This window comes from Flavobacterium sp., from assembly GCF_035299245.1.
Classification (GTDB): Bacteria; Bacteroidota; Bacteroidia; order Flavobacteriales; family Flavobacteriaceae; genus Flavobacterium.
The window spans coordinates 78,013-91,323 of record NZ_DATGWY010000001.1; the positions used below are offsets into that span (position 1 = coordinate 78,013).

The 13,311-nt window shown below is 35.7% G+C and carries 10 protein-coding genes; all 10 read left to right on the top strand.

Features of this window, described 5'->3' with window-relative positions; all coding sequences use genetic code 11:
• Window positions 1–46: 46 nt before the first annotated feature.
• The 10 genes from VK161_RS00305 (at window position 47) to VK161_RS00350 (ending at window position 13,305) form a co-directional block, all read left to right on the top strand.
• On the top strand, window positions 47–808 hold the full coding sequence (locus tag VK161_RS00305) for a LytTR family DNA-binding domain-containing protein (RefSeq protein ID WP_324212742.1): 762 nt from the start codon (window positions 47–49) through the stop codon (window positions 806–808).
• Entirely contained in the window at window positions 808–2,928 is a 2,121-nt protein-coding gene (locus VK161_RS00310; protein ID WP_324212743.1) for a histidine kinase, read from the top strand. The genes VK161_RS00305 and VK161_RS00310 overlap by 1 nt, the downstream gene beginning before the upstream one ends.
• A gap of 144 nt (window positions 2,929–3,072) precedes the next feature.
• Window positions 3,073–5,931: a DNA polymerase I gene (gene polA / locus VK161_RS00315; RefSeq protein WP_324212773.1), complete on the top strand. Its 2,859-nt coding sequence runs from the start codon at window positions 3,073–3,075 to the stop codon at window positions 5,929–5,931.
• Window positions 5,932–6,002: 71 nt separating this feature from the next.
• Entirely contained in the window at window positions 6,003–6,740 is a 738-nt protein-coding gene (locus VK161_RS00320; RefSeq protein WP_324212744.1) for a nicotinamide mononucleotide transporter family protein, read from the top strand.
• A 50-nt stretch (window positions 6,741–6,790) separates the two neighbouring features.
• Window positions 6,791–7,177, top strand: coding sequence for a hypothetical protein (locus tag VK161_RS00325; RefSeq protein ID WP_324212745.1), 387 nt, complete (start codon window positions 6,791–6,793; stop codon window positions 7,175–7,177).
• Between the two features lie 110 nt (window positions 7,178–7,287).
• Window positions 7,288–8,190: a nucleotidyltransferase domain-containing protein gene (locus VK161_RS00330; protein ID WP_324212746.1), complete on the top strand. Its 903-nt coding sequence runs from the start codon at window positions 7,288–7,290 to the stop codon at window positions 8,188–8,190.
• The gene (locus VK161_RS00335) at window positions 8,183–9,643 is read left to right on the top strand and encodes a radical SAM protein (protein WP_324212747.1); all 1,461 of its coding nucleotides are present in this window, start codon (window positions 8,183–8,185) and stop codon (window positions 9,641–9,643) included. The genes VK161_RS00330 and VK161_RS00335 overlap by 8 nt, the downstream gene beginning before the upstream one ends.
• Window positions 9,633–10,415, top strand: coding sequence for a class I SAM-dependent methyltransferase (locus VK161_RS00340; protein ID WP_324212748.1), 783 nt, complete (start codon window positions 9,633–9,635; stop codon window positions 10,413–10,415). The genes VK161_RS00335 and VK161_RS00340 overlap by 11 nt, the downstream gene beginning before the upstream one ends.
• Window positions 10,412–11,779 carry a B12-binding domain-containing radical SAM protein gene (locus VK161_RS00345; RefSeq protein WP_324212749.1) on the top strand — a complete coding sequence of 456 codons (1,368 nt, stop codon included), beginning with the start codon at window positions 10,412–10,414 and terminating at the stop codon, window positions 11,777–11,779. The genes VK161_RS00340 and VK161_RS00345 overlap by 4 nt, the downstream gene beginning before the upstream one ends.
• Window positions 11,779–13,305, top strand: a complete 1,527-nt coding sequence (locus VK161_RS00350; RefSeq protein WP_324212750.1) for a hypothetical protein — start codon at window positions 11,779–11,781, stop codon at window positions 13,303–13,305. Before VK161_RS00345 ends, VK161_RS00350 begins: the two co-directional genes overlap by 1 nt.
• Window positions 13,306–13,311: the final 6 nt, after the last annotated feature.

A 13,311-nucleotide genomic window follows, 5' to 3' on the forward strand; every position in this document is an offset into this window, starting at 1 on the left:
TTTTCGCATAAAAAAAAATAGTATCTTGTTTCCCTATTCAACCTATATGAAAACCATCAAAGCCATTGTAGTAGACGACGAAGAAAACGCACGTTTAATTATTAAAAATTTTATTGCTGAATACTGTCCTTCTGTTGAAATCATCGACGAAGCCGAAGACGTAAAATCAGCCGTAAAACTCATCAATAAAAATCAAGTTGATTTGGTGTTTCTCGATATCGAAATGCCCAATGAAAACGGTTTTGCTCTTTTTGATTACTTCAACAAGCCTACTTTTGAAACCATTTTTTGTACTGCGTATTCTGAGTATGCCATCAAAGCCTTTGAGGTTTCGGCTACCGATTATTTGTTGAAACCCATCGGATTAACAAAGTTGAAAGAAGCCATCGAAAAAGTAGAAAATAAACTGGTCAATAAAAATTTCAATTCAGATAACATTGCCGCATTAAAAGAAAATTTAGTCGAAAAAGAAATCAAAAAAATCGGTATTCTCATTGGCGATGGCATTGTTTTTATGGATTTGAACGACATTCTCTATTTTGAAGCCGAAGGTTCGTACACTACCATTCATCACAAAAATGGCACGGATTTGACCGTAAAAAAAATCAAACATTTTGAAGATTTGTTGGCCAATGACAAACGATTTTTCCGCATTCATCGCTCATACTTAATCAATGTTTCGTTGATTAAAAAATACAGCAAAAAAGACGGTTTATCAGTCACTTACGACGACCGAACGTTGCTCCCAATTTCACGTGAAAAAAAGGAAGAGTTTGAAGAATTCATGCAACTCAACAATATTCTATAATGAAGCATTGGTTGGTTTTAATTGGACTATTTTTCAGTCAACTTCTGTTGGCTCAAAATGCCAATTCCGACCTCATCCAACTTCAAAATCATCCTCAAAAAGACACAACTCGTTGCTTTCTTCTCAACAAAATCATTGAAGCTGAAAACGATCACAACATCTGGATCAAATACAATCAAGAGCTTCAAAAAATAGCTTTGGATAATAGTAAAAAAGAGAACAACAAAACGCTAAAAAATACGTACATCAAATATTTGTCGATCTCATACAACAACGATGGCGCTTATGAATTGTACAATGAGAAATACGATAAAGCCATTCTATTGTACAAAAAATCACTGCAAATGGCCAACTCCATTCAGTACCACATCGGGAGTTCTCTTTCGCTACAAAACATCGGAACTGCGTTTGATTATTTAGGTAAAATTGACAGTACGTTGGTGTACATGAAAAAAGCCCATCAATTTGCTTTACGTTCCAAAAACAAATCATCTATTGCCTACGTTCTTACCGATTTGGGTTACGTCTACAACAATTTAGGCAACAACAATTTAGCCATAAAATACAATTTAGAAGCCTTGCCCTTGTTCGAAAAGATGAATGACTTAGAAGGTTTGGAGCGCACCAACTTTGCCCTTGGACGAATTTTCGACAGTCAAAAAGACTATAAAACAAGTTGTTCGTATTATTTAAAATGTTTAGAAATCGACCGAAAAACCAATAATAAAGAGCGATTGGGTTTAATTTTAAATAGTTTGGCTGCAACCAATACTAATTTGAATTTATTAGAAAAAGCGCTGCAATTCAACAACGAGGCTTTTCAATTGGCAACTCAAATGAATAATGAGGATTTAATTGCCACTTCACACAAAAATTACGGTGATATTTATTTTAAAAAAAAGGAAAATGAAAAAGCGAAATCCAATTATTTATCAGCCGAACAACTATTCAAAATAATAAAAAGTGATTTACATCTTTCCAAAGTTCAAATCAAATTAGCCACCATTTTATTCCATCAAAACCAATTCACTCAAGCCAAAGAGTATGGTTTAAAAGCATTTGAGTTGGCACAAAAAACCAATTTCCCGTCTGATCAAAAAAATGCTGCGGAAATTTTGAGTCAGATTTTTTCTAAAGAAAAGGACTTCCAGAATGCCTACAAATACAAATCCATCGCCTCTGATATTAGTGAAGAAATTTACTTCGACGAAAGCAAAGACATCGCCTTAAAAGCCACTTACCTGTACGAAACCGAAAAGAAAGAAGCTGCTATTAAAGCGCTCAATCAAAAAAATAAAATTGCCGAACTCGAGTCGAAAAAAAAGACAACAACTTTATATTTAGTGATATTATTTTTCACTGGAATCACTACTACTGGTTACGTTTTATTTTCTCGTTACAAGGAAAAAAAGAAAAACGAAATCCTACAAAATCAACTGGCCGAAACCGAAAAACTTTTAGCAGCCGAGAAAAAAGTCACCGAAAGCGAACTCAAAGCACTCAAAAGTCAGATGAATCCGCATTTTATTTTCAATGCCTTGAACAGTATTCAAATGCAATTCATGTACGGCGACAAGCTCACGGCCAACGAACAACTCAATAATTTCACGTATTTAACACGTCAAATTCTAGAAGTTTCCGGTAAAAAAAGCATCACTATTTCAGACGAAGTGGAAATTTTGACCAAGTACCTTCAATTAGAACAATTGCGTTTCAAAAAGGATTTTACTTTCTCAGTAGTAGTTTCCAATTCCATCGATGAAGATTACCATAAAATTCCGCCGATGCTCATTCAACCGATTGTAGAAAACAGTATTAAACACGGTTTATTACACCAAAAAGGCGATAAAAAAGTGAGTGTTCATTTTGATATTGACGAAGAAGAAACGCATTTGATTTGTACGGTTATTGACAACGGAATTGGTCGCGAGAAATCGGCTGAAATCAAAGCCAAAAACCATTCTACTCACAACTCATTTTCGACTCAAGCCATAGAACAACGCTTGGAATTGCTCAATGAAAAACTGCAATTACCTGATTTAATTACCTACAGTGATTTGGTTTCCAACGAAAACGAAGTCAACGGCACAAAAGTGGTCATAAAAATTCCGATTGTTTGAAGCATTTGATTATTTTTACATTCCAATTGTAATACCGATTATGTATTCAATACAGTCTAATAAATTATACTGTTTTCATACTATATCGGCATTATACTAGAAATCATTAGTCTTAAAATATAATCCTAACAAGTATAATTTCAAATCATGTCACAAAAACGCCTTTTTCTGCTCGATGCATACGCTTTAATTTTCCGTGGTTATTATGCTTTCATCAAAAATCCGCGCATCAACTCCAAAGGAATGGACACGTCGGCCATTATGGGTTTTATGAACTCTTTAATGGATGTAATCAAACGCGAAAAACCCGATCATTTGGCCGTAGCTTTTGATAAAGGCGGAAGCGATTACCGCTACGAAATGTACCAAGAATACAAAGCACACCGCGACGAAACACCCGAAGCGATTAAAATTGCCGTTCCTTACATTCAGCAATTACTACAAGCGATGCACATTCCGATTATGGAAAAAGCAGGTTATGAAGCCGACGATTTGATTGGAACCTTGGCCAAACAAGCCGAAAAAGAAGGTTATCAGGTGTTTATGGTAACGCCCGATAAAGATTTTGCACAATTGGTTTCGGAAAATATTTTCATGTACAAACCAGCACGAATGGGCAACGATATTGAAATCTGGGGAATTCCAGAAGTGTTGGAAAAATTCGAAATTGACAACCCTTTGCAAGTCATCGATTTCCTCGGAATGATGGGCGACGCAGCCGATAATATTCCGGGTTTACCTGGCGTTGGCGAAAAAACTGCAAAGAAATTTTTAAAAGAATACGGTTCGTTAGAAAACCTTTTGGCCAATACACACGAACTCAAAGGTGCCATCAAAGATAAAATCGAGGCGAATGCCGAATTAGGATTATTATCCAAAAAGTTAGCTACTATCCTTCTCGATTGCCCGGTCGAATTCAATGCCGAAGATTTTGAGTTATCCAAACCCGACATCGAAAAAACGGATGCCTTGTTTCAAGAATTGGAATTCCGCCAAATGAAAACCCAATTCGATAAACTTTTTGGTACAGGAAAAGAATACGACGAAATCGACACCAATGGCAATGACAATGGTAATGACAAAGTTCAAGCACCAAAAAAACCAGCCAAAAAAACTAATGAAGACCAATTTGACTTGTTTGGATTTTCGGATGATGATTCCGACGAGCCAAAACCGCATTCGTATTATGCAACTCTAGAAACCACAAGTCACAATTACCAAATTATTCAAGGCGAATTGGGCATAAAATTGTTTTTGCAAAACCTAAACAGTCAAACCTCTGTGTGTTTTGATACCGAAACTACCGGAATTGATGCGTTGAATGCCGAATTAGTCGGAATGTCTTTTGCTTGGGAAAAAGGAAAAGCATTTTACGTTCCGTTTCCTGAAAATCAAGAAGAAGCCCAAGTTTTAGCCGACAAATTCCAAACGTTTTTCGAAAATGAAGCGATTGAAAAAATCGGTCAAAACATGAAATACGATTTGAAAATTTTGGCCAATTACGGAATCACTGTCAAAGGAAAACTCTTTGACACCATGATTGCACATTATTTGATTAATCCCGATATGCGTCACAACATGGATGTATTATCGGAAACGTATTTAAAATATTCACCCAAATCCATAGAAACTTTAATTGGTAAAAAAGGCAAAAATCAACTGTCGATGCGCGATGTTCCTTTGGAAGACATTAAAGAATACGCTGCTGAAGACGCCGATATTACCTTACAATTAAAAGAAGTGTTCAGTCCGATTTTAGATAAAGCTGAAACTAAAAAACTATTTGAAGAAATCGAAATTCCGCTCGTTCCTGTTTTAGCTGCAATGGAATCAGAAGGCATTAATTTGGATGTGAATTTCCTTAAATCGATGTCGACTGAAATGCAAAAAGAAATCAACGATTTTGAACAGAAAATCTACGAAACAGCGGGTGAGAAATTCAACTTGGCTTCTCCAAAACAATTGGGAGATATTTTATTTGATAAACTCAAAATTGGTGGCGCGAAACAAAAGAAAACCAAGACTGGACAGTACGCTACTGGAGAAGAAGTATTGAGCTATTTGGCCAATGAACATCAAATTGTAAAAGACATTTTGGAATGGCGTCAGATGGTGAAATTACAAAGCACTTATATTGAAGCATTGCCGAATCAAGTGGATAAAAAAACCCATCGCGTACATACCGATTACATGCAAACGGTTGCTGCTACAGGTCGTTTGAGTTCAAATAATCCGAACTTACAGAACATTCCGATTCGTACCGAACGCGGACGACAAATCCGAAAAGCATTCATTGCCCGAGATGAAAACTACACCTTATTATCTGCCGATTATTCGCAAATTGAATTAAGAATCATCGCCGCATTATCGGGTGAAGAAAACATGATTAAAGCATTTCAAAACCACGAAGACATTCACAGAAGTACTGCGGCCAAAGTGTTCAATGTTGGTTTGGATGAAGTAACCAAAGAACAACGTAGCAATGCCAAAACGGTCAATTTCGGAATCATTTATGGTGTTTCTGCCTTCGGGTTGAGTAATCAAACTTCCTTATCACGCAGCGAAAGTGCGGCTTTGATTGATGCGTACTACAAAACCTATCCAAAATTAAAATCGTACATGTCGGAACAAGTTGATTTTGCTCGACACAACGGTTACGTACAAACGGTTTTAGGAAGAAGACGTTACTTAAAAGACATCAATTCGGCCAACGCAGTTGTTCGTGGCGCGGCTGAACGAAATGCGGTGAATGCTCCGATTCAAGGTTCGGCGGCCGATATCATCAAAATTGCAATGATCAACATTCATAAAAAACTCACCTCTGAAAACTGGAAATCCAAAATGTTGCTGCAAGTACATGATGAGCTAGTGTTTGACGTACACAATTCGGAGATGGAAAAAATTCAACCCATGATCAAACACGAAATGGAAAATGCCATTCAACTCGCTGTTCCATTAGAGGTAGAATTAGGTTTTGGAAAAGATTGGTTGGAAGCGCACTAAATGAGTTTACAGTGTTCAGTTGCAGTATTCAGTAAGAATGAATTAATAAATAAATTTCCTACTTTTGTTCTATGCCGCTAGTTTCTCTCTCCGAAAAAAATCTGCAACGAATCAAATCGATAACCAATAGTAATTATTTGGATGTTATTGGATTGATTATTGTACTTACGGCTTCTTTTTCGTTGGGTTACCACAACACCAAATATAAATTTTCGTTTCAAGGTAAAGATTATGTTTTCTTTTTAGGCTATGTCTCTATAGTAAACACAGGCTTTTCCATGATGGGAAATCGATTGGTCACAAAGAAAAACAACATCGGAAACCTCATCACAACCTGCAATACTTTTTTGAGTGGTTCTATTGATTATTTACTCGGAAACAAAGGTGCCATCTTAACCTATCCCATCTCTTTTATTGCTAACTTTTTGGTTTTTAAGGCGTGGCGCAAAAGTCGGGTTTTACGTGCCATCGATTTTATTTTTTACCGAAATATTGTTTTAGGTTTACTCGTCTCGTTGGCGCTGAATTACATCGCGTTTACTACTTTTTCAAAAAATGCCATCGATTGGAAATTGTTTTTTGCCGTTGCTATTCCGGCCGGAATCACCTTTGGCGGTACTTTCAACACGGCTCGAATGTATCCTGATAATTGGTTCATCTGGCAATTGTACAATTTGACCAAAATTATTCAAAATCTGATGTTGCTCAACATAGCGAATACCGCTAAATATACGTTCTACTTCTTCAACGCCATTATCGGTTACATCACTTGGAACGACGACCGTAAAAAATCGGATGTGAAAAAATAACTACGCAACCTTTTCAACAAAACAGCATCTTCTATTAAAATTTATTTGATATGAAACTCTTTTCTAAATTACTTCTTTTTGTATTTATTTCATTGAGTTTTCAATGTTCAAAAAACAATTCAGATAACACAACTGTTACTCGCGAAGTTTTAAATCAGAAGAAATCTAACATTCAAACGTATCTTAATTCGTTTGATTGTAGTCAAGCATCCTCTTGTATGAGCATGGCTTTTGGTTCAAAACCTTGCGGCGGTCCTTGGGAATACATCGTTTTCCCAAACTCAGTTGATATCGATGTACTCACGCAAATGGTCAATGAATACAACGAATTAGAGCATCAATTCAACATAGAGACAGGAGCAATGTCGGATTGTGCAGTTGTTGGTCCACCTTCTCAAATAGAATGTGTAAATGGTCAATGCACAATCATCAATTAATTCATTTGTAAGCGCGCAATACTAGGTGTACAAGAGGTAAACACAGCTATTTTAAGTAGTTTTTATAGAAAAAGAATCACTATTTTAGCACTCGAAACAAGTTATGAATCGTGGAGTCATTAAAAACCATATTGTACTTTTCTATTTTCAGATATCCTCTTACTCTGGACGAAATTCACAGTTATACTAATAACCGTGAAGTTTCTGATACTGAAAATGAACTTCAACTTTTAATGGCGCAAAAAATACTGACTCAAGTTGACGATTTTTATGTATACGGAAGCGATTTAGATAGTGTCATCAAACGCCTTCGCGGGAATATGAATGCCAAAAAAATAATGGCAAAAGCACAAGAACGCGCTTTATTCATATCCAAATTTCCGTTTGTAGAAAGTGTTGGTGTATCGGGCTCACTTTCAAAAGGTTATTACGATAATGATAGTGACATCGATTTTTTTGTCATTACCAAACACAATAAATTATGGGTATGTCGAACCTTATTGATGCTGTATAAAAAAATATTTCTACTGAATTCTAGAAAATACTTCTGTGTCAATTATTTTATTTCCGACCAGCAATTGGAAATCGAAGAAAAAAACCGTTTCACTGCGACCGAATTGAAAACATTAATTCCGATGCAAGGGAAAAACGCTTTTGAGCAATTTTACAACAGAAACACATGGATTAAAGATTATTTTTCAAAGTTTGAAATCAACTTAGAATCAATTCCAGAAATCAAAAAAAACGGATTGACCAAAACCCTCGAATTCTTTTTTGACAACGGTTTCGGAAATGCCATTGACTATCTATTCAAATCAATTACACTCCGAAAATGGAGAGCTAAATTCAATTTTTTGAGTGAAGACGATTTTAAAATTGCCCTAAAATCAACAAAAAACATCTCAAAACACCATCCGTCCAATTTTCAAAAAAAAGTTATCTTATCTTTGAATGACAAACTAGAAGAAGTTCAACGAAATTATAATATTGTCGTTCCGAAAGAATATGTCTAACCTACTTTTTTCGCATTCGTATTATTACCAACTCGACCCGAAGCAATGGAAAAATAAAACGCCATTCCCGCCTTTGGGGACTTTGTATGCGGCAGCTTTACTGCGAAAAAACAATTATACTGTTGACCTTTTTGACACCAATTTATTAGACAGTCCGAAAGCGATTCTTCCTATTTTAGAAGAAAAAAAACCAAAATACTTAGTCATTTACGACGATGGTTTTAACTATCTGACCAAAATGTGCCTCACCACTATGCGAGAAGCGTGTTTTGAGATGATTCAGCTCGGAAAAAAACACGATTGTATTGTCATAATTTCAAGCTCAGATGCTACTGATCATTACACAGAATACCTTGATAAAGGCGCTGATTTTATCATTCAAGGTGAAGGCGAATTGACGCTATTGGAATTGATTAATTCACTAGAAAGTCAGCAATCAATTGACACCATTTCTGGAATTGCTTTTAAAAATAATAACGAAATTCAAGTCAATTCCAAGCGTTCGGTCTTAGTCCAACTCGACGATTTACCTTTGCCAGCTTGGGATTTAATTGATATTGAATCCTACAAAACCATCTGGAAACAAAGCGGTCAAGAATTTACGTTAAATATCGCCACCACTCGCGGTTGTCCGTACAAATGCAATTGGTGCGCCAAACCCATCTACGGCAATCGTTACAACTCGCATTCGCCCGAATACATTGCCAATCATTTGGAATATCTATCCAAAAAATTCAACGTCAATCGATTTTGGATGTGCGATGATATTTTTGGGTTAAAGCCGAATTGGGTACAGGAATTCAACATCGAATTGCAAAAAAGAAAATTGAACATTCGGTATTACATTCAAAGTCGCGTTGACTTACTTTTAAAGGAAGACACGATTGATGCCTTGGCCACTTCAGGTTTGGAAGAAGTGTGGGTTGGAGCCGAAAGTGCTTCTCAAAAAATTCTCGATGCAATGGACAAAGGCACCAAAGTGGAAGAAATTTACGAAGCAACTCGCCTTTTAAAAGAGAAAAACATACGCGTCGCCTTCTTTTTACAGTTTGGTTACCTCGATGAAAATCAGGATGATATTCAAAAAACCATTGCGATGGTGAAAGAACTATTACCCGATAATATTGGTATTTCCGTTTCGTATCCGTTGCCGGGAACGAAATTTTATGAAAAAGTAAAAGACGATTTACAACTGAAAGCCAATTGGAACGATTCGGACGATTTGGACATGATGTTCAACGGAACCTATAACTCCAATTACTATCGAAAATTACAACGTTTTGTACACAAAGAATACCGAAAAAGTCAAGGGTTTTTCAACTTACAACAAGTGCTTAAAAATCCGAAACAACTGAGTTTCTCAAAACTAAAATCGATAGCCAAATTGGGTTATTATATTCCGAGTTCGTTTGTTGATTCATTGATGTTAAAGCGATTGGAAAATGAACGCTAGTTTTGACAAAGCAGCCAACAACTACGATACTACCTTCACCAATTCAGTGATAGGCAAAGCGCAACGCGAATTGGTGCATCATCATTTTTCAAAAATTGAAGAAAAAAAACAACCTAAAACTATATTAGAAATCAATTGCGGAACCGGCGAAGATGCGATTTGGTTAGCGCAACATCATTTTCAGGTAACTGCGACCGATATTTCTGAGAAAATGATAGCAGTTGCTAAAAGTAAAAACCAATTCAATAATTTGAATTTTGATGTATTGGATTGCAATCTTGTGGCTCAAAAATATGCTTCTAATTCCTTTGATTTGGTGTTTTCTAATTTTGGAGGATTGAATTGTTTGTCGACTAATGAACTTCAATTATTCTTTGAAAATGCAAGCCAAATTCTGACTTCAAAAGGCGAATTAGTTCTGATAATTATGCCCAAAAACACGCTTTGGGAACAATTGTATTTCATTGGTAAAGGGAAATTTTCAGAAGTGTTTCGACGAAAAAAAGAATTTGCCACAGCCGATGTTGATGGGGAAAAAGTCACCACGTATTATTATAATCCCAATGATATTGAACAATTGGCATCAACAAATTTCATCATTAAGACAAAATTTCCTATCGGATTTTTCATTCCACCATCGTATTTGGAACCGTTTTTCAAATCCAAACCGCGATTGTTATCGTTTTTAAATTATTTGGAAAAAAGAATTAGTACTTTTAGTTTTTTATCAAAATACGCCGATCATTACATCATTCATCTGCAAAAAAAATGAGCATTTTACTTACACATGGCTACTATTTATCGGATGATCCCAAGGAACAAAAGATAATGAAACCTTATCCACCATTGGGTTTGCTGTATGTTTCTGCCTATTTGTGGAGTAAAAATGTGGCCAATGATGTGTTTGATTCGACTTTTTATTCGAAAGAAGAACAACTGCAATTCATAAGAGAAAAACAACCCAAAATAGTTTGTATTTATACCAATTTGATGACCAAAATAGAAGTCATTCAGTTGATGAAAAAACTAAAAACAGTTGAATTTGGTTTTCCGAAAATAGTATTGGGCGGACCTGACGTAACGTACAATATTGAAAATTACTTGAATTCGGGCGCCGATTTTATAGTAATTGGAGAAGGCGAAGAAACAACTTTCGAATTGTACCAAACGATTATGAATGAAGCCGATTTCTCGAAAGTAAACGGAATTGCTTACATTGAAAATGGAACGTTAATTCAAACAACTGCACGAACCAAATTCAGAGAATTAGACGAATTGCCGTTGCCGAATCGCGATGCCATTCCGAATGAAAAATACTTAGAAACTTGGAAACGCAATCACGGCGAAAGTTCGATGACGATTTCTACCCAACGCGGTTGTCCGTACACTTGCAAATGGTGCAGCACTGCGGTTTATGGTCAAAGTTACCGTCGAAGACCTGCGCATTTGGTTGCTCAAGAAATGAAAATGCTCAAGGAAAAATACAACCCTGATGCGATTTGGTTTGTCGATGATGTGTTTACCATCAGTCACAAATGGCTGACGGCGTTTCACGAAGAAGTAGTCAAACAAAATGCTCAAATTCGGTTTGAATGCATTACACGAGCCGAACGTTTGAACGACGAAATTTTACGCCTTTTGAAAGAAGCTGGCTGTTTCCGAATTTGGATTGGAGCCGAAAGTGGTTCGCAAAAAATCATTGATGCTATGGATCGCAGAGTCGATGTCAATCATGTGAAAAAAATGATTCAAAACACCAATGCAATAGGGATTGAAACGGGAACGTTCATCATGCTCGGTTATCCTGGAGAAGATGAAAAAGATATTCACGAGACAATTGAGTATTTGAAAGAAGCCAACCCAACGCATTACACCATAACTGTGGCTTATCCTATCAAGGGAACTTCACTATACAACGAAATTGAAAATGACATAACCGTTCACCCGAATTGGGAAACCTCAACTGATAGACAAATTGATTTCAAACGAAATTATTCGAGAAAATACTATGATTATGCGGTTTCAAAAGTGGTGAACGAAGTGGAATTCAGCCGGAAAAACAAAACTTTTTTTCAGCGTATAAAACACAAAACCAAATCGATTTTGGCGGGTGGAATGATGAAATTTTCGAAATAATGAATTCAACTGAATCAAAATACATGTACTTTTTAACCTTACTTTTTTTTGCAGTGAGTGTGATGGGTATTTTGCATCATGAGCTATGGTTGGATGAAGCACATCATTGGTTATTAGCACGCGATAGTAATTCCATTTCCGATTTATACAACAACACACGATCTGAAGGACATCCTTTAATGTGGAATTTACTCTTATACACAATTACTCGTTTTACGTCAAATCCGTTTTGGATGCAACTAGTACATGTTGTAATCTCCACTTCTTTTGTATTGGTTTTTCTCAAAAAAGCGCCTTTCAACTGGGTTTTCAAAACACTGTTTATTTTTGGTTATTTCTTCATTTTTGAATACAATCTCATCAGCAGAAACTACGGCTTAGGGATTTTATTTCTCTTTCTGGCTGGTTCTATTTTTAAAGATCGAAACTCTAAATTTATTCTTCTGTGTGTTTATTTGGCATTAGCGTCAAACACTCATATCCTTTTCAGCGTAGTTGCTTTTGCTCTGTTTTTAACCCTTTTGGTGGAACAATTTCAAAACAAACAATTCTTTAAAATTCAGACCGTTTTAGGATGTTTAATTTTTGTATCGGGTTTATTTTTAATCGGAATTCAAATCCAAACTACAGAATCCGATTGGCTTTTGAATCCAATACAATCTCTGTCTTTTGACGAACGATTAAAACACGGAATCGTTTCATTATTTGAAGGATTAATTGCAATCCCTAATTTTACTACACTCCACTTTTGGAATACCAATTTTGTGATAGATAACAACCGAAGTAGTGCTGCTGTTTTGGTTGTATTGATTTATTTACTCCCAATGGTGTTGTTTTACAAAAACAAAAAGACACTCTTCTTTGTTTACATTGCCTTGATTGGCACTCAAATTTTCTTTTACATCACGCAACGAACCGCTGTCCGTTTTCACGGAATAAATTACATCATCATTATCCTTGCTTTATGGATGGAACAGTATTATGGTTCTGAAAATTTTAAACTTAAAGAAATCGTAACCCGCTTTAGGTTGATTTTATTCAGAAAACCGATTATCTATTTGCTATTATTAATCCACTTTTTTAGCGGAATTTATGCGTATTCTGTAGATTACATTCATCCGTTTACTTCAGCAAAACAAACGGTTGATTATCTAAAAAATGAAGATTTAGATTCAAAAGAAATTGTATCCGTTACCTGTGATGGAACTATAATAAGTGCTTATTTAGAACGCAAAGTATATTTTTTGTGCAGCAATGGTTATCAGAGTTTTTGTCATTGGGATTCGGATTGTGACCGAGATTTGAATCAACAAAAAAGTGTAGAGCTACTGAAACAGTACATGAAAAACCACACCAATTGTGTTTATGTTTCTTATTATCCTTTATCGAATGCTCAAAAAAATAGTTCTTGGCAATTTATAACCGACGATGTAAAAATCAGGTTCTTGAAAAAATTTGACATCAACATTGTAAATAATTCGTATTATTATGTTTTTGAAGTAGTTAAAGAAAAAAGAAGTTTCTAACCTAAA